At 54.7% G+C, this 16,542-nt stretch carries 17 protein-coding genes, 6 tRNA genes and 1 pseudogene; 19 read left to right on the plus strand and 5 right to left on the minus strand.

Annotation, left to right across the window (positions count from 1 at the left end; genetic code table 11):
• The 13 genes from SMC1_RS03015 to SMC1_RS03075 all read left to right on the plus strand — a co-directional run.
• A partial coding sequence (locus tag SMC1_RS03015) for an ABC transporter ATP-binding protein (RefSeq protein WP_243626474.1) occupies positions 1-828 on the plus strand: 828 nt, incomplete at its 5' end.
• Positions 829-910: 82 nt separating this feature from the next.
• Positions 911-1,156 carry a DUF167 domain-containing protein gene (locus tag SMC1_RS11210; RefSeq protein ID WP_119085333.1) on the plus strand — a complete coding sequence of 82 codons (246 nt, stop codon included), beginning with the start codon at positions 911-913 and terminating at the stop codon, positions 1,154-1,156.
• Positions 1,153-1,614 carry a signal peptidase II gene (locus tag SMC1_RS03025; protein ID WP_119085334.1) on the plus strand — a complete coding sequence of 154 codons (462 nt, stop codon included), beginning with the start codon at positions 1,153-1,155 and terminating at the stop codon, positions 1,612-1,614. The genes SMC1_RS11210 and SMC1_RS03025 overlap by 4 nt, the downstream gene beginning before the upstream one ends.
• On the plus strand, positions 1,607-2,317 hold the full coding sequence (locus SMC1_RS03030; RefSeq protein WP_119085335.1) for an RluA family pseudouridine synthase: 711 nt from the start codon (positions 1,607-1,609) through the stop codon (positions 2,315-2,317). Before SMC1_RS03025 ends, SMC1_RS03030 begins: the two co-directional genes overlap by 8 nt.
• Before the next feature lie 2 nt (positions 2,318-2,319).
• A complete protein-coding gene (gene smpB / locus SMC1_RS03035; protein WP_119085336.1) occupies positions 2,320-2,772 on the plus strand; it encodes an SsrA-binding protein in 453 nt (150 codons plus the stop codon).
• The gene (locus tag SMC1_RS03040; RefSeq protein ID WP_119085337.1) at positions 2,769-5,447 is read left to right on the plus strand and encodes an N-acetylmuramoyl-L-alanine amidase; all 2,679 of its coding nucleotides are present in this window, start codon (positions 2,769-2,771) and stop codon (positions 5,445-5,447) included. Before smpB ends, SMC1_RS03040 begins: the two co-directional genes overlap by 4 nt.
• A 12-nt stretch (positions 5,448-5,459) precedes the next feature.
• Positions 5,460-6,248, plus strand: a complete 789-nt coding sequence (murI, locus tag SMC1_RS03045) for a glutamate racemase (protein ID WP_165849171.1) — start codon at positions 5,460-5,462, stop codon at positions 6,246-6,248.
• Positions 6,245-6,853, plus strand: a complete 609-nt coding sequence (locus tag SMC1_RS03050; RefSeq protein WP_119085339.1) for a non-canonical purine NTP pyrophosphatase — start codon at positions 6,245-6,247, stop codon at positions 6,851-6,853. Before murI ends, SMC1_RS03050 begins: the two co-directional genes overlap by 4 nt.
• Before the next feature lie 33 nt (positions 6,854-6,886).
• Positions 6,887-6,963, plus strand: a tRNA-Pro gene (locus tag SMC1_RS03055).
• A 1-nt stretch (position 6,964) separates the two neighbouring features.
• Positions 6,965-7,041: transfer RNA gene (locus SMC1_RS03060), tRNA-Arg, on the plus strand.
• Between the two features lie 10 nt (positions 7,042-7,051).
• Positions 7,052-7,128 (plus strand) — tRNA-His (locus tag SMC1_RS03065).
• A gap of 44 nt (positions 7,129-7,172) precedes the next feature.
• Positions 7,173-7,249, plus strand: a tRNA-Arg gene (locus SMC1_RS03070).
• Positions 7,250-7,263: 14 nt separating this feature from the next.
• Positions 7,264-7,340: transfer RNA gene (locus SMC1_RS03075), tRNA-Arg, on the plus strand.
• Between the two features lie 84 nt (positions 7,341-7,424).
• On the opposite strand, the gene SMC1_RS03080 is transcribed toward SMC1_RS03075, so the two are convergent.
• Positions 7,425-7,904 carry a hypothetical protein gene (locus SMC1_RS03080; RefSeq protein ID WP_119085340.1) on the minus strand — a complete coding sequence of 160 codons (480 nt, stop codon included), beginning with the start codon at positions 7,902-7,904 and terminating at the stop codon, positions 7,425-7,427.
• A gap of 279 nt (positions 7,905-8,183) precedes the next feature.
• On the opposite strand from SMC1_RS03080, the gene SMC1_RS03085 reads away from it, so the two are divergent.
• From SMC1_RS03085 to SMC1_RS03100, 5 genes are all read left to right on the plus strand, one after another.
• Positions 8,184-8,354 carry an FGGY family carbohydrate kinase gene (locus tag SMC1_RS03085; protein ID WP_119085341.1) on the plus strand — a complete coding sequence of 57 codons (171 nt, stop codon included), beginning with the start codon at positions 8,184-8,186 and terminating at the stop codon, positions 8,352-8,354.
• Positions 8,351-8,509: a hypothetical protein gene (locus SMC1_RS10500; RefSeq protein WP_165849172.1), complete on the plus strand. Its 159-nt coding sequence runs from the start codon at positions 8,351-8,353 to the stop codon at positions 8,507-8,509. Before SMC1_RS03085 ends, SMC1_RS10500 begins: the two co-directional genes overlap by 4 nt.
• Before the next feature lie 14 nt (positions 8,510-8,523).
• Positions 8,524-9,981 carry a stalk domain-containing protein gene (locus tag SMC1_RS03090; RefSeq protein WP_413814603.1) on the plus strand — a complete coding sequence of 486 codons (1,458 nt, stop codon included), beginning with the start codon at positions 8,524-8,526 and terminating at the stop codon, positions 9,979-9,981.
• A gap of 177 nt (positions 9,982-10,158) precedes the next feature.
• A complete protein-coding gene (locus SMC1_RS03095) occupies positions 10,159-10,986 on the plus strand; it encodes an ATP-binding cassette domain-containing protein (RefSeq protein ID WP_207799277.1) in 828 nt (275 codons plus the stop codon).
• Positions 10,952-12,160, plus strand: coding sequence for a sugar ABC transporter permease (locus SMC1_RS03100; protein ID WP_119085344.1), 1,209 nt, complete (start codon positions 10,952-10,954; stop codon positions 12,158-12,160). The genes SMC1_RS03095 and SMC1_RS03100 overlap by 35 nt, the downstream gene beginning before the upstream one ends.
• Positions 12,161-12,510: 350 nt before the next feature.
• On the opposite strand, the gene SMC1_RS11215 is transcribed toward SMC1_RS03100, so the two are convergent.
• The 4 genes and pseudogenes from SMC1_RS11215 to SMC1_RS03125 form a co-directional block, all read right to left on the minus strand.
• The gene (locus tag SMC1_RS11215) at positions 12,511-13,044 is read right to left on the minus strand and encodes a DNA/RNA non-specific endonuclease (RefSeq protein ID WP_413814602.1); all 534 of its coding nucleotides are present in this window, start codon (positions 13,042-13,044) and stop codon (positions 12,511-12,513) included.
• A gap of 64 nt (positions 13,045-13,108) precedes the next feature.
• Positions 13,109-14,010, minus strand: a pseudogene (locus tag SMC1_RS11220) (type I restriction-modification system subunit M); the annotation flags it as partial.
• Between the two features lie 976 nt (positions 14,011-14,986).
• Positions 14,987-15,625: a hypothetical protein gene (locus SMC1_RS03120; protein ID WP_119085347.1), complete on the minus strand. Its 639-nt coding sequence runs from the start codon at positions 15,623-15,625 to the stop codon at positions 14,987-14,989.
• Positions 15,626-15,679: 54 nt separating this feature from the next.
• Positions 15,680-16,177 carry a hypothetical protein gene (locus SMC1_RS03125; RefSeq protein ID WP_119085348.1) on the minus strand — a complete coding sequence of 166 codons (498 nt, stop codon included), beginning with the start codon at positions 16,175-16,177 and terminating at the stop codon, positions 15,680-15,682.
• Positions 16,178-16,449: 272 nt separating this feature from the next.
• On the opposite strand from SMC1_RS03125, the gene SMC1_RS03130 reads away from it, so the two are divergent.
• Positions 16,450-16,525: transfer RNA gene (locus tag SMC1_RS03130), tRNA-Lys, on the plus strand.
• The last annotated feature ends 17 nt before the right edge of the window (positions 16,526-16,542 follow it).

Genomic DNA, 16,542 nt, shown 5'->3' on the forward strand with positions numbered 1-16,542 from the left:
GAATCCGGATCGGGCAAGACGACCGCCGGGCGCACCATGCTGAAGCTGTTGCAGCCCACCAGCGGGAAGATCATCTACAAAGGGAAGGACATCACCAACCTTACTCCGAACCAGATGCGGCCCCTCCGTCGGAACATGCAGATCATGTTCCAGGACCCGTATGGTTCACTCAACCCACGAATGCCTGTTGGCGATATCATTCAAGAGCCTCTGGATGTGCATAGCATCGGCACCCGCAAGGAGCGCAAACAGGCTGTGGCCACCATGATGGAGACTGTGGGCCTGCGCCCTGAATACGAAAAGCGCTATCCTCATGAATTCTCCGGTGGTCAGCGTCAGCGTATCGGGGTTGCCCGCGCGCTTATTATCAATCCAGAACTGCTTGTCCTGGACGAGCCCATCTCGGCCTTGGATGTGTCGATTCAGTCGCAGATCATCAACCTGCTCCAGGAGCTGCAGCAGAGGCTGAACTTGACGTATCTCTTCATTGCCCACGACCTTGCTGTCGTACGCCACATGTCCGACCGCATTGCGGTCATGTACCTTGGCAAGGTCGTCGAGACTGCAGAGAACGAGGAGCTGTTCGATCATCCGCTTCACCCATACACGCAGGCTCTTCTGTCTGCCGTGCCTGTTCCTGACCCTGAGGTCAAGCGGGAGCGGATTATCCTTCAGGGGGATGTCCCTTCACCTGTTAACCCTCCGTCTGGCTGCCATTTCCGCACGCGGTGTCCCTACGCGATGCCTATCTGCAAAGAACAGGAGCCTCTTGCCATTGAGGTTGCTCCGGGGCACACAGTGGCTTGTCACTTGCTGACGAAGAAGTAGGGCGACAGATGCGCAGACGTGCTGGGCCGCCTGTCCCTGGTTGCTGGGATGGACGGCCCAGTTGCGTTGGAGAGGAGAGACCATGCGGATCAGCGTACGCGTAATTCCAGGCAGCAGCAGGTCGGACGTAGAACCAGGAGACCCCTGGCGCGTCCACGTACATGCCAGGCCTGCAGAGGGCAAGGCAAATGAGGAGCTCCTGCAGATCCTCAGTCGTCACTTTGGCGTAGCTCGCTCTGCGGTTCGCATCCTACGTGGACACGCTTCGAGGAGCAAGACCGTGGAAATCGGTCTGGAAGACACTGCAATGGCTGAAGATACACGATGAACAGGCCGAGCGCTCTTTTCCGCTGGTCGGTTCTTGTTGTCCTGATGATCCTGGCAGATCAGGGCACCAAATGGATGGCACGGCGGTTTCTTCTCCAGCATGTCATCACGGCAGGTCCGGTGGGGTTTGTCCTGACGATGAACAAGGGAGTCGCGTTCGGACTCTTTGGAGGGCGGCAGTGGGTCGTACCAGTGAATGCAGTCCTCGGCCTTGGCGTCTGCGTTGCGGCTATCGCAGTATTGCGCCGTGGAGACCGAGGACTGGCTCATGGTTTCCTTCTCGTCTTTGCAGGGTTTGCAGGCAATTTCATCGACCGTGTCGTGGCCGGGCAGGTAACCGACTTCCTGTGGGTACGCGGTTGGTCCGTGTTCAACATGGCCGACTGTCTCGTGACCACCGGTGCAATACTATGCGGTCTCGCACTTCTCTTTCCCAACCAATGGGGCTTTCATGCATGAATTGAGGCTGGGGTCAGTCGTGGTGCCGGTTCTGTATATCGATGACGATATCATTGCGGTGAACAAGCCGGCGGGACTGCCTGTTTTCACTGCACCGGGGAAGGCGGCCGGGACGCTGACCGAAGTGGCCTTGGCAAGTGGGGTCACGCTCTATGATGGAGAGGGTGTCGAGTTGCCGGGGGTCGTGCATCGGCTCGACAAGGACACGAGCGGCGTGATGGTCCTGGCCCGTTCCCAAGCCGGGTGGAGCTGCTTCAAGCGACAGCTGGGCAACCATGACGCCCAGAAACAGTATCTGGCGTTGGTTTGGGGGACATTTGCGGAGAAGAGTGGCCGAATCGATGTGCCTATTGGGGTAGTCCATTCCCGAGGGCTCCTGCTTCGACAGGCCGATAGTTCAGGTCGACCTTCTACGACTGACTTCGAAGTCATCCAGCATTTTGGCGACCAGGCATCTCTCCTTCGGATACGAATCGAGACAGGGAGGACGCACCAAATCCGCGTTCACTGCTCGTACATTGGACATCCTGTACTCGGAGACTATACTTATGGCTACAGGAAGCAGCGCAATCTCGTCATAGAGCGGCAGATGCTTCATGCATTTGCACTCTCGTTTGTTGCGCCGCGTTCGGGAGTCCAAGTTCGCGTCGTGGCGCCACTTCCTCAGGACTTTATCTCTGTACTTGGAGTGCTTGCGCGGTAGACATGGACAACAAACCCGGAGTGGTCGTCGCCAATAAGCGGATCCAGCACAACTTCAAGACGTTTGAGCGTCTGGAGGCTGGCATAGAACTGCGTGGTTGGGAAGTGAAGGCCGTACGTTCGCGGACATTCACTTTTGGAGACTCGTACTGCCGATTCTACGGTCGCGAGCTTTACCTCGTGCAGATGTCCGTGGGGCCCTATGCATTTGCGCACACAACCGACGAGGAGATCAAACGTCGCAGAAGACTCCTTGTCCACCGGCGTGAGCTTATCAGGATTGCATCTCTCATCAGTCAGCAAGGCCTGACGGTCGTGCCCGCATCGCTTTCTTTTTCGGAAGGTGGGTTCGTCAAGGTCGATCTGGCTGTCGGCAAATTCCTGGCAACTAAGGGGTCTCGTGAGACTTCCGAGAGACGACGAGTGGAGCGTGAGATAAGGGGGTACGTGCGTTGAGCAAGAAGATGATTGCTGTATTCATTGTTCTGGTTCTTTTCGTCGGTGCCATTGTTGGAACGGTACGGGGTGACACGACAGCGACCGTGACGATTCCGGACGAGGCTAACATCCGGTCGGGGGCTGGTACGACGTTCAGCGTGATTCGGGTTGGACACAAGGGAGAAAAATACGAGGTTGTCGGCTCTTCCAAAGACACTTCGGGACGGACCTGGTACAAGATACGGGTGGGTGCCTCGTTTGGATTCGTGGCAGGCTGGCTCGTGACCTATGTTTCGGCCACCACGTCGCCGGCTGGCCCGGCGGTTTCGAAATCGGTGCCTGCAAAGGCGGAACCGACTGTATCTGCTCAGTCTTCTTCCACTCGCTATGCTGTCGTCGTGGAAGATGGCACTTCACTGCGAAGTGGTGCAGGGACAGCCTTCGCGCGCCTGACGACCATGAAGTCACGTACGTCCTTGCGCATTCTGTCAGAGTCCAAAGACACCAGTGGCAAGATCTGGTACAAGGTGGACTGTTCGTCCCTCAAGATCAAACAAACCAGTGGCTACGTCGCGTCGTGGGTGGTGAAAGTCCAGACAGTTCAGGTTCCTGGGTCCAATCAGGCGACATTCAGGGCATCGTCTCTTCTGGCCCTCTGGAAGCCGAAACTTCAGTTCCCGACGAAGACGGTGGATGCATCGGACCTTCGTAGTGGACCTTCAGTCATGTACGACCGCCTTGGCGTCCTGCCCTCCGGGACGAGCCTTCTGATCACCGGTTACTCCATGAACGAACAAAAGGAGATCTGGTGCCGTGTGACTGCTGCTGAGAAGACGGGATGGGTCTACGCGCCCTTGCTTAGCTCCTGGGAGAAAGTGCCGAGCAGTCTTGTCGCGGCAACGGTAGGGAAGAGCCTCACTTCGGTAGGTCCATCAGCACGACTGGTGACGTCGCCGTTCGTAGCGGGGACTGACGGGTCGCTTGCTGCCAAGGGCAAGCTCATTGTCGGTGTCGCCACGGACGGCAGGCAGGTGTTCCTCGAACTATCCTCCGATGCTTCGTCCGAAGACTGGATAGCGATGTCTGAAGGTACGGTGGTCGGTGGAACTGATCCTGGAGGTGCCGTCTGCAGTCTGACCGGCATCGAGCTGGTGTCATCGAACGGCTGGACTGGCGTCACGATGCACATCGATGGAGACAAGAGCGGGCTGTCGATTGTTCGGGGACATAATCCTGAACGCATCGAGGTCTCACTGCCAAGGCTGGTGCAGTCTGCACAGGCTGGCATTGCCGGTGTGCCGACGCAGCAGGTGTCGGCGGTGAAGGTATGGGCGAGCTCGGCCGGCTTCGTGTCCAGCATCGTCGTCTATCTTGCCGGGTCCGGCACTGGCTTGAAGCAGTCGACCAGCGCGTCGACGGTGCAGTTGGTGATGACTGCACCCGGATCGACCGCGCCGTCGAAGGCCGTGTTTCTACGCGGCGAGCTTCTGTCCGGCAGCGAAGAGACGTTTTCCGCACAGGGGGCTACGTTCGTGCCGCTCGTCGACGTGGCCAATGCCTACGGTCTGCTGCTGTCCTGGGACGCGGCCAACCAGCAAACGAGCCTGACACTTGGGGATCGACAGTACGTAGTGAAGGACGGGCTGCGCACTCTGAAGATTGCTCAGGGCAACAGCCACTGGAGCGAAGAGATGGCTGTCGCGCCGAGGATCCTGAGTGGCCTGTTGTACGTTCCAGTGACGACTGTGGCACACGTGTTTGGACTTGAGGCGATCGCAGATGCTCTAAGGGTATATCTTGACCCGATCATCTCGTCAATTACCCTCACAGGTGCGTCTGCGAGTACGTCGGGAAGCATCACGATCACGTCCGCCTGTGACCTGAAAGTGACGAAGACGGCGGACGGCGATTACAGCGTCTTTCAGCTGGAGGGCGTTTCGGCCAGCACTATCTCTGGCAAGCAGGTGCTGTCGGCCTGGGCCACTGTGTCGGGGAAGCAGCGTCTGAACGATGTCCCTCCTGTCGTAGAGTTGCGCCTGCACGCCCCTGCCTCGACAGCCGATGTGCAAAACCCTGGAACGGGTATCTATGTCATCGTGCTTTCCGGCGCCGTCAAGGGAAAGATTGAAGGGAAGAAAGTCGTCCTTGACCCCGGTCATGGCTGCACGTCATCGACGGGCTCCTTCGACGTCGGGGCCGTAGGCCCATTCGGGACGAAGGAATCGTCCGTCAACCTGTCAATCGCACTCAAGGTAAAGGCGTTACTCGAGGCCGATGGCGCCAGTGTTGTCATGACGCGATCGGATGATACGTCAAAAGACAACCCTGACCTCACTAGGCGGGCGCAGATAGCCAACGGCTCAGGGGCGGATCTTTTTCTCTCAATTCATCAGAACGCTACGGATGCGGGACCATCAATCAGAGGTATCGAAGTTAGCTACTGGTCTGACCAATCGAAGGTCTTTGCCGCGCTTGTCCAGAAGCATCTCGTTTCTGCCCTGGGAAGAATGGACCGAGGGACGCAGAAGACATCGCTGTACCTGGTGTCCCACATCGATACCATGCCGGCTGTCCTGGTGGAGTGCGCGTTTATCAGCAATAGTGAAGAGGAACGTCTTCTGCGCGAGGACTCGTTCCAGCAGAAGGCGGCCAAGGGTATCGAGGACGCCATTGTCGAGTACTTCAGCAAGTAGAGGGGTCTGCTGGTGGAATCCTACATAGGGGTGTTCGATTCAGGGGTTGGAGGACTTGCAGTTGTCCGGGAGCTGAAGAACCGATTGCCACGAGAGGCTATTATGTACATCGCTGACTCCCGCTTCTTTCCGTATGGAACGAAGCCGAGGGAACAGGTGATCAGCAGAGCCACGGCCCTCGTCGAGTTCCTCGAGGCTCACGGAGCCCGGATGGTTGTTGTGGCTTGCAACACGGCGTCCAGCGCCGTTTTCCCAGATATCCAGCATCGTGTGGATGTCCCCGTCCTGGGGATGATTTCTGCTGGCGTCAAGAGCGCACAGCTGGCGACCCGCAACCGCAGAGTCGCAGTGCTGTCGACACCCGGGACAGCACGGAGCCATGGCTATCTCAGGGCCATGGGGCTGCTGGATCCGACCGTAGAAATGATAGAACTCCAGTCGCAGGAACTTGTGAATCTTGTGGAGGCTGGAAGCATTGAAGGTCAGGACGTGGCTGATTATGCCGCGGACGTGCTGAAGCCGGTGCGGGAGTTCGGAGCAGACACCCTTGTTCTGGGCTGCACCCACTTCCCCTTCCTCAACAGCCTCATGGAAGGTATCCTTGGACCGGCCGTCAAGATTGTCGACCCGAGCAAGGAACTAGCATACGAGGTAGGGCTGGTGCTCGAGAAGTGCCGGTTGACCACTGGGGCTGGACAGCAGGACAGGTTCTTCACAACAGGCGACCCTGGCGACTTTCTCGACAAGGCTCGCCTCTTCCTTGGTGACTATGTCAGCGCAGTAGAGGTTGCGGACGTTTGAGATTGCGACTTGTCACCGGCAACGCTCACAAACTGCAGGAATTTGGCAGTATTCTCAGGGGTCTGGATTGCAGGCTTCCCTTGGAAGAGCTGGATGTGGAGAGCGTCGTCGAGTGTGGTGCCACGTACTACCAGAACGCATACAGGAAAGCCCGGTCGGGTCTCCTGAGCGTCTTGGCTACGGGACCCAATGACTGTATAGTTTTCGCGGACGATTCTGGCCTTGAGCTACCCCTTTTTGACAACATGCCTGGAGCCCATTCTGCGCGCTTTCGGTATGCAAGTCTCTCCGAAAGGGCTGCGCTCGCAGCGTTTCTCTCAGAGCACCGTGTGTCGTCAACGCCTGGACGGTTCGTGTGCTGGATCGTCGCGTTTCTTCCTCGATCACGCCGGTGTCTGGCGTGCTCAGGCGCTGTCGCCGGGACCGTGACTCCGGAATCGCGTGGGTCTCAGGGCTTTGGATATGATCCGCTGTTCACCCCGGATGGTTACTCTCTCACCTTCGGCGAGATGGATGCCGGTCTCAAAGACCGTATCAGCCACCGTGCACAGGCCGTTGAGGCTCTGTGGTGTTCTCTTCAAGGGACCATACCGCTGAGACCTTGATTTTTGGCTGATTGTATGTATTCTCTTTGTACTCGGGGTGTGGCGTAGTTTGGTAACGCGCATGGTTTGGGACCATGAGATCGGTGGTTCAAATCCACTCGCCCCGACCATGGGCCCATAGCTCAGTTGGATAGAGCAACGGATTTCTAATCCGTCGGTCGCAGGTTCAAATCCTGCTGGGCTCGCCAGCCTGATATGGTGGGTATAGCTCAATTGGTTAGAGTACTGGACTGTGGATCCAGATGTTGGGAGTTCGAGTCTCCTTACCCACCCCATTTTTCTTGAGCACAGCCCTTGATGTTGTACGCTTTGCAGTACTGCGCTTATAGCTCAGGCGGATAGAGCGATGGATTCCTAATCCGTAGGCCGCAGGTTCGAGTCCTGCTAAGCGCACCAGGATCGTGAGGCTAGCGCCCATAGCTCAACTGGATAGAGCTGCGGACTTCGGATCCGCAGGTTGCGGGTTCGACTCCTGCTGGGCGCGCCATTCTTCCTCTTGAGGAAATCACCTTCTCTCTAAGCTGTAGGCATGCGGGGAGAGCAGAGGTTCCAAATCTCTCGCGGTCAAAACTCATTCCGTCAGGGAAAACGAACCTCTGCAACCGTGTCTGTATCGACACATCCGATTGTGCCCACAGTGAGCCCATCTTGTCCAGCAGCGCCAATCCAGCGTTGACCATGTCCAAGTCGACATTCTGGCCTTCGAGGCAGTGGCGTTTCTCAGCTTCAATCTCCTGAATCGCTCGATCGGTCTTTTCCAGCAGCCGTCGAACGTCGTCGCATAGAACTCCATGATGCGATCCCAAACGGCCTGTTGGTCGACGCCTTGGTACAAGGCCTCGAACTCTCTCCTGAACTTCACCAGGTTGCTGCTGCCAGGGCTTGTGTCCGCCTGCATGCGCGCCGTCGCAGCGAGGATGTTCCTGGCCAGTCCCTCTGCGGGCAGGAGGCCGTGCAAGGCACGTGTAAGCTCACCAAAATACGCGTGCATGAAGTCGTTTTCGTTTGCAGCCAGCAGTGTACCATCAAGGTCGAACAGAAAGGTCTTCATCCAGTACTCTCCCCACGTGGCTAATAACCCGGGAGAGTATACCAGCGATCCCCGACGTTCCCATGATGATTCTGAAACGCGCGTTTCAAGCAGCGCGTAACCGTCAGCGTGCAAACTGTTGACTTTCTTGTGGAACCTTCTAGGATTGTTAATATAAGATTAGGAACAGATTGGCTGCATTGATTGGGTGTCTGGAATCGCTGTTGAAATGCGAGGTCTGACCTGCACATGATTGTGAACGGGGCGTGCAGGTGGTAAGAGCGAGATGGGATGGTAGAGATGAAGGAATGCATTATTGGTATCGACGCGGGGACAGCATCCGTTAAGGGACTGCTGGTCGATGCGACCGGTACGATTGTCGCAACAGCCTCGGCCCCGCTTCAGCTGTCGACGCCGCGCCCCGGCTGGGCTGAGCAGAGCCCGGAAGATTGGTGGAAGGCGACCATTTGAGAAAATTGACATTAATAAGAAACGTGCTATTAAAAAAATACCAAAGTCAATCAGAGGCGAAAAAGGGGGTGGAAGAAGATCTGACTTTTGCGTATGGTTTTGTTGAGACAGATAGGGAGGTTGAGGCAAGGGATTTAGAGGAGGTAACAAGATGAAGAAAGCAGTGGTTATGCTGCTAGTTGTTGCGTTGCTTGCTGCAGTTCTTGGATTTACACCCGTAAGAGCAGCTGGGGGTGTTGTCGTTCAGATGACGATTGGATCTACAAAAGCGACTATAAACTTCAAAGCGGTTGTTCTTGATCAGCCACCTATTATCGAGAATGGCAGAACACTGGTACCATTCAGGTTTATCGGGGAGGCACTTGGAGCCAAAATAGGCTGGGATCCTGTTAAGAAAACGGTGAGTTACGTTCTTGGGGATAAGAATATTGTTCTCACCATTGGTTCAATAACTGCTATGGTCAATGGCGTAGAGACTACTCTTGATGTTGCACCCAAGATTCTTCCCACTGGAAGAACAGTGGTACCTGTAAGATTCATTAGTGAGACAATTGGAGCAAAGGTCGATTGGAACAGTAGTACAAGGATAGTTACAATTACTATGGCTGCAACACTGGATGTTGGTATCGTTCTTCCGACCAAGGACGAGCCGAGATGGATACAGGACGAGACCCGCTTCAATGATGCGCTCAAGACTGCCGGCTACAGCGCTGAGATTCTCTTCAGCCAGGGCTCTTCCGCCAAAGAAAAAGAGAATGTTGAAGCTCTGATTACTAAGGGCGTCAAAGTTCTTATCCTCTGCCCACAGGACGCCACCGCTGCCGCTGCCTCTGCAGACGAAGCCAGAGCTGCAGGCATAAAGGTCATTTCCTATGACCGCCTGATCCGCGACACCAAAGCTGTTGATTACTATGTGACCTTTGACAGCATTGCTGTTGGCAAGGCTCAGGCTCAGTACCTGGTTGACAAGGCCACTGGCACCAAAAACCCGCTTTATCTGTATGCTGGCGCTGCCACTGACAACAACGCTTTCCTCTTCTTCGAGGGAGCCTGGGATGTACTGCAGCCCAAGATTGCCGACGGCACCTTCGTCATTAAGAACTCAAGCCAAGCTGTTGCTCTACAGGGCAAAGCCACGCTGACCCGTGACGAGATGGGCAAGATCATCGGCCAAGTCACCACCAACTGGGACTTCACCATCGCTAAGAATCTGGCTGAAGCTAACCTGACTATCGCTAAGGCTGCCGATAAGGGTAATGTATTCATCCTCGCGCCGAACGACGGCACCGCCCGTTCAATTGCAGACGCATTTGGTGACGACAAGGATGTCAAGAGCTACGTGATTACCGGCCAGGACGCCGAGATACCCTCCGTACAGTACATTATTGATGGTAAGCAGTCGATGACCGTCTTAAAGGACGTCAGGACGCTAGTCAGAGATGCGATCGCCGCGGCTGTCGATTATCTCACTGGCAAAACTCCTGAACAAACCACCACCTACAACAACGGCAAGATTGGCGTCCCTGCCAAGCCGTCCGTAGTTGTTACTGTTGACAAGAGCAATGTAAAGGCTGCTTTGATCGATTCTGGTTACTATAAAGCCAGCGAATTTACCGGATTGCCGTAAGAAATAACATAACAGTTAGTTAATACAGGAATCTACTGCAAAAAAGGAGTACCGCGAGCGAAGCGAATAGTCTCTTAATTATCGTGGGGATGGTTCGCTTCGCTCGGCATGACAAAATTTAGTTTTTTTCAGTGCCGTCATACATTTATATATTTTTTAAAGAAAGAGAGGAAACCTATGGGAGAAGCCATACCTATTGTGGAAATGCGGAATATCAGGAAGAGCTTTGGTGGTGTTCAGGCGTTGCGAGGGGTAGACCTGGTACTACACCATAACGAAGTGCTGGGGTTGGTGGGCGACAACGCTGCCGGCAAATCTACCCTGATGAAGATTCTCAGTGGGGCATACATCCCTAATGAAGGAGAGATCTTCATCGAGGGTAAGAAGGCACATATTATCAATCCCTGGGATGCACGCCGGCAGGGCATTGAGATGGTGTATCAGGACTTGGCACTTGCCAACAACCTCGACGTGGCCGCCAACGTTTTCATGGGACGTGAAGCGGTGAGCGTAAAACTAGGCCCAATCAGTATAATGGACGAGCATCACATGGGGCAAGAAACGCAACGCCTGTTAGATCGTCTCAAGATTGACATCTCCTCCGTGCGCTTGAAAGTGGAGAGTCTGTCCGGTGGCCAGCGCCAGGCGGTGGCCATTGCTCGCGCGACAGCTTTCAACACCAAGGTCACCATCATGGACGAGCCCACGGCGGCTCTGAGTGTGGCGGCCATTGGTAAGGTACTCGATTTGGTGCGAGAGCTCAAGGCACAGGGCTGTTCAATCATCATAATCAGTCACCGCTTGGAAGATATCTACCAGGTTAGCGACCGAATGATGGTGCTGCGCCACGGGCGCAAGGTCTGCGACACTCCCGTCGCCGGTGACATTGACGATTTCCGCGAGCGGGTGGTGGCCTACATAATTGGCGCACGTGATGATTTTGCCGAGGGAGTGAGTAAGCAACCAAATAATGAGCACGAGGAGGTTCAAGATATCGTTCATTAAGGATGTAAATAAAATATTGCGACAGAATATCCGTGAATGGGGCATGTATATCGCCTTGTTAGTTATCATGGCGATCTTTACAATCACGACGAAAGGTGTCTTCATTTCATCGAGAAACATAGGCAACTTGATAAACCAGACGGGCTATATAGCAGTATTGGCGGTCGGTATGACGCTGGTCATTATCATTCGGCATATAGATCTGTCGGTTGGTTATCTCTCAGGCTTCCTCGGCGCGGTAGCGGCAACCGCTATGGTATCCTGGCACCTGCCTGTATATGCGAGCATAGCGCTTGCAGTGGCGCTCGGAGTTCTGGCAGGAATTTTCACCGCTTTCCTGGTGGCGCAGATGAAAATCCCAGCCTTTGTGGCAACGCTTGCCGGATGGTTAGGCTACAGAGGAGCATTGCAACTTGTAACTATGAGTAAGGGCACGATAGTTATTCCGAATGCCGCTTTTAACGCCATAGGCAACGGCTATATTCCCGACATTCCCGACATTGGGATTTTACCCGGAGTACATAAATTAACTCTTATCCTCGGAGTTCTGGTCATTCTACTTTTCATCATAAACGCGATAAACAACCGCAGAAAGATGCGGGCTTACAACTTTGAAGTATTGCCGATGCATTTATTCATCATTAAATTGGTATTCGTGTCGGCTTTAGTCGGGGGTATCACCTGGGTGCTCGCAGGATACAAAGGCCTCTCATGGACTACAGTGGTCGTATTGATTGTGGTTTTAGTCTATAATTTCATTATGTCACGGACGGTGCTCGGTAGACATATTTATGCTGTCGGTGGAAATCCAGAGGCGGCTGAGTTGAGCGGCATCAGTGTAAAGAAAATAACCTATGTGATTTTCGGTTCGATGGGCATGCTTGCCGGTCTGTCGGGCATATTGTTCGCGTCCCGTTTTAAATCCGCCACAACGACGGCGGGAACTCTGTTTGAATTGGATGCAATCGCGGCGGCTTTTGTCGGCGGTGCATCAGCGTCCGGTGGCCTTGGCAAGGTTACAGGGTCGATCATCGGTGCGTTGGTTATGATGTCACTGACGAGCGGCATGAACCTTATGGGCATCGATATATCCTATCAGTACATCGTTAGAGCCCTTGTGCTTGTGGCTGCTGTTGTATTTGATGTTGCAACCCGTAATAGAGAAAAAGAATAATTCAATTTTATCTGCAGCTACTTCTTGCGTGGATTACTGGTAGATTCGCTCAAAGGCTAATCAAGCGAGGCCTGGTTTCTCAAAAAACCAGGCCTTTTCTACAGTACAATCACCGATGCGCAATTCATCCAGAAATACTATTCTCCTGCTGACGGCTGGAAGTTTATTCATAAGAATTTGCTTTCACATCCTGTAAGTATAATACAGCAATTCATGCCGGAATTTATAATCCCTATAAAAAAATTGAATAAGAAACCGGTAAGAACGGGCAGATATTTAAAATATTATTCAAATCTAGGAAGAATTACTCTATTTTGCAGCAGGCTCTAAGGCAGGAAAACTAGTTTTTCCTAAAAATCTGTATAATTAATATCTATATAATCATCACACTTGTAGTCATCAAAAGAATCAGCAACGGCCAATTCCCTGGGTGGGGCCTGTGGGATCATGTTCGTCATCAAGAAGGTCGATGAATTGGCGGCGACACTGGACGTCCGATCTGCCGACGGGCAGTTGTGCCCACGGTCGAAACCACTACCGGAATAACCGTTCGCTTTCACCTGATACCAACCGGTGGGCAGAGTACTGTCTGCTCCAAAATCGTTCAACCGATCTGTTGAACCGAGCGAGGAGCCACCAAGATACCAACTCACCCAATTTGGTTCACCACGGTCCCGGTTGTAAGACAGGGTATAATACCCGCTGTTCATCAAATAGTTATCGGGAGATGTGCTCCTGTCGTGCACGGCTTTGCTGGGATTACCCAGGAGCAAATTGCTTCCATCGGCTGGCAATGGGAGTGTTGGCTTCACCGTCGTTGACGACAAGGCGGTGGCTGCCGACGGGGTGTACCTTGCGGATGACAGGTGGCGCGGTCTCGTCACGTTCGCCAGTTTCCTTCAGCGCCTTGATCTCCTTGGGGGTATAGGCATGGTCCGGGTCGATGCTCTTGAGCCGCAGCGGGCGCTCCACAGTGACCTTGGTGTAGCCGAACGCCTCGTTGGGGAAGATCTTCGACTGCTCAGTCTCTTCGAATGCTTCGTAGTTCTGGACGATGCGAGCGATGTCGTCCGGGGTCAGCTCGCAGTTCTTCTTGCCCAAGTTCTTGCGCAGTGGCTGGTACCACTGGGTGGCGTCGATGAGCTGGACCTTGCCAGTGCGGTGTTCGGCCTTATGGTTGGACAGCAGCCAGATGTAAGTGGCGATGCCCGTGTTGTAAAACATGTTGAGCGGCAGTGCGATGATGGCCTCCAGCCAGTCGTTCTCGATGATCCACCGGCGGATGTTGCTCTCGCCCTGACCGGCATCGCCGGTGAACAGGGATGAGCCGTTGTGGACCTCAGCGATGTGGCTGCCGAGGGGCGTGTCGGTCTTCATCTTGGACAGCATGTTGGCGAGGAACAAGAGCTGTCCAGGAACTTCTCGATGACGTTGCCCAGGATATTTGCCTGGACCATGGTTGCGATCTGGTTGCGGAACTTGAACTTGTCCAGGATCTCCTGCACGTTGGAAGAGAAGCCGTGGAGGTACGTCTCGAAGTCGGCCTTCAACTGCTGCGCATGTGCGCTGGCGGTGAGGTCACGCAGGGTATACGGCGAGGCGTTGTAGAAGGCCTGTCCCGCAGCCTGGCTCAGCGCGGCGTCCTGGCTGGTGAGGCCGGCCTTGTCCATCTTCCGCTTCATGTCCAAGACAGCCTGCTTGGTTGGTTCCAGGACCGCGTCGATACGGCGTATGACCGTCATCGGCAGGATGATATCTCGGTACTTGCCTCGCACGTAGACGTCGCGCAACACATCATCAGCAATGCCCCAGATGAAGTTGGCAATCCAGTTGAGATCTCCGTTCCCCACAGCTTCATGCCCATTCGCTTGCTGATCAACGACATCTGGGACTGACCTCGGGAGTAAATATGAGCCTTGGCTCGCTGAAGGACGGAAGTGTCCCTTCTTTGCCTTGTGTATGTGCGCCACTGGTGGTCTTCGCAGGCACACCGCTTTCCAGGTCAGACCCAAGGAGGTCGAAGCTCGTCGGCGCGCACGATTGTCGCAAGATCATGCAAGGCGGAAGAGAGAAAGAAGGTCAAGGCAACCGCTCGGGAGTTGTCCAAGACAATGAAGGAGGCAAAACTGGTGCTCGATTGGCGCAAGCGTCATAAATCCCGGGCTGGGGTGTGGGTAACCATTGAGAAGTTGTTGGACCAGGGCTTGCCCAAGATGTATACCCTGCGCTGTCTCAGCACTAGACCAGTGTCGTGTTCCAGCACGTCTATGAAGCCTACTATGGCGCTGGACGCAGTGCGTATGGGGCGCAGTAAGGAAGCCCCATGACTACAGTTGCTGGCTGGTTGGTCCCTCACCGTCCTCGGTTCTGGATTGTCTGGGACAGAAGCCTCGGCACATCTCTGCTTCGACGCTCTGTCACGCCAGACGAGATACCAAGGACCACCTCCAACATCAGCTTCAACATTAGCGATGCCGATGGATCGCAGGACTGTCTGTTCGCCCCTATCTCCACCACGTATTCTCGAGCCGCTCTGAAATTCAGGACCGTCCTGACTGGTTCTTACCCAAGGAACTCGACAGGCGCTGGCTATGCGTCGGGTGCAGTCGGAGTGTTTAATGCCGTGTCCTTGTGCTGTCATCTTGCCTCTTACTCAACGAGTGAGCGCCCCGCCGGGTAGGGGGCGCCGCTTTGCGAAAATCGGGCCGCCGCCGGGTTATCCACAAATCAACTAAGGATTCTTACCAGAAAAACCAAGACTAAGACCCCGCGTGTCCAGAAGCATCATCCCCCAGGAGCCCCCTACTAGGGGAATCCTCTCAATTGTCATCTGTCTGAAGACCCTGTCGTAGAGTCACAGTTTGCCATGTTTGACTTGTCCGGGCCACCTGCGTTTGACGCAGGTAGGTCTACGTTGTCCGGCCAGCACCCTGCTGCCATGATTCGTGTCATGGCTGCTTGTATGGCGCGATAGTCTTTCATGTTGATGGCTGCAGCGATTCTTGTAGGGGAAGTATCCCCCGTGACGCTGATGTTCAAGAGGACGGCCAAAGCCGTTGGGTTAAGGCCTTCCTCCTGAGCCTTGAGGAGGTTCGCCAGACAGTGTTTTTCCATGCGCTGGCACCTCCAGCACAGCTTCTCTCTGTTGATCCAGGGCAAACGAGACTTGGCAGCGTTACACCCTGGCGTGTACTTCAAGCTCTTGTCATTGAAGATGTCCTTCAGTCGACTCTCCTCGAGCGGTCTTTCGAGCATGGCATTCCTGTATCGGATGACCTGTTCTGCATGCTTCTTCGTGTTCTTGCCCTTCCCGTTGTCGTCTTCTCGCTGAAGCAGCCAATAGGCAACCCAGAAGCTGTCGTAGCACTCTCCGTCGCGTATGGTCCAATGGGGGTCCATGATTGTGGCAAGACAGCGTTGATCGTACCCGTGAGCGTTGAGCAACTTTGGCAATTGTGGCTTCATGGCGTACTCCTCCTGGGCTTGTCTAAGTATGAAGGGTAGATCCTTGGTCTGATCCTATCCCTGCCCCGGGCAGCAGTGGTACGGCGTTCCGTTTTCGTAGATGCTGAAGGGTGCTGTGAAGCTACCCCCCATCCCCTTCAGCTCGACCTCGGTCCCATCGATGTTCACGACGAGCTTCGCTGGACCCATGCCCGGAGGTCCGTTGAACACGAAACAGGGACCGCGTCCTTCATGTTCAATCGTTGTGGTATGACACCGCTCTATGCTCTCAGGGACCTCGTGGTCGGAGTCGACGGCATAAGGGACGATCGAGCCAGTGCCATAGCCCGTTGGAATGGCGATTCCGTAACCAGGGCCTCCATTGTCCTGACTGTAGTTGTAGTGCCACAGTCCGAGCTCCTCACCCATTGGCACTCGTTGCTGATAGACTCTCCAGCCGACACCAGGCATGCACCGCTTCTCCATGAAGACGGTTGGATAGCAGGACAGGCCTAACTCGTGATACAGTGCGAGCGCATCCTGCATGGTGCGGATCCTGTTGGCCCCCTTCACGGCTGCTCCTTGCATTGGGCTTGACGGGGCGGTCGTTCGGGAGTAGGATTAGAGTTGCATGGGAGCGAGTGTTCGGGACGTCTTGTTTGGGGCTGCGTAATGGCCACCAGTTGGGCGAGTTCGGCGACGACGAGGTTCCAATTGACGGCATCTGGGCGCGCCAACTGTGTTGCGAGCTACGAGGATCGACGGCGCGGCATGTGATGCAGGTGTGGCCGTGGGATCGCTTGACACTCTCATGAAAAGTCCTATAATCGTTGCGTTCAAGTTGTGGGTCGTTAGCTCAATTGGTAGAGCATCTGACTCTTAATCAGGCGGTTACAGGTTCAAGTCCTGCACGACCCACCATCACTTGCCCAAAGATT

It is taken from the genome of Candidatus Cryosericum septentrionale, from assembly GCF_003570995.1.
Taxonomy (GTDB): Bacteria; Caldisericota; Caldisericia; order Cryosericales; family Cryosericaceae; genus Cryosericum; species Cryosericum septentrionale.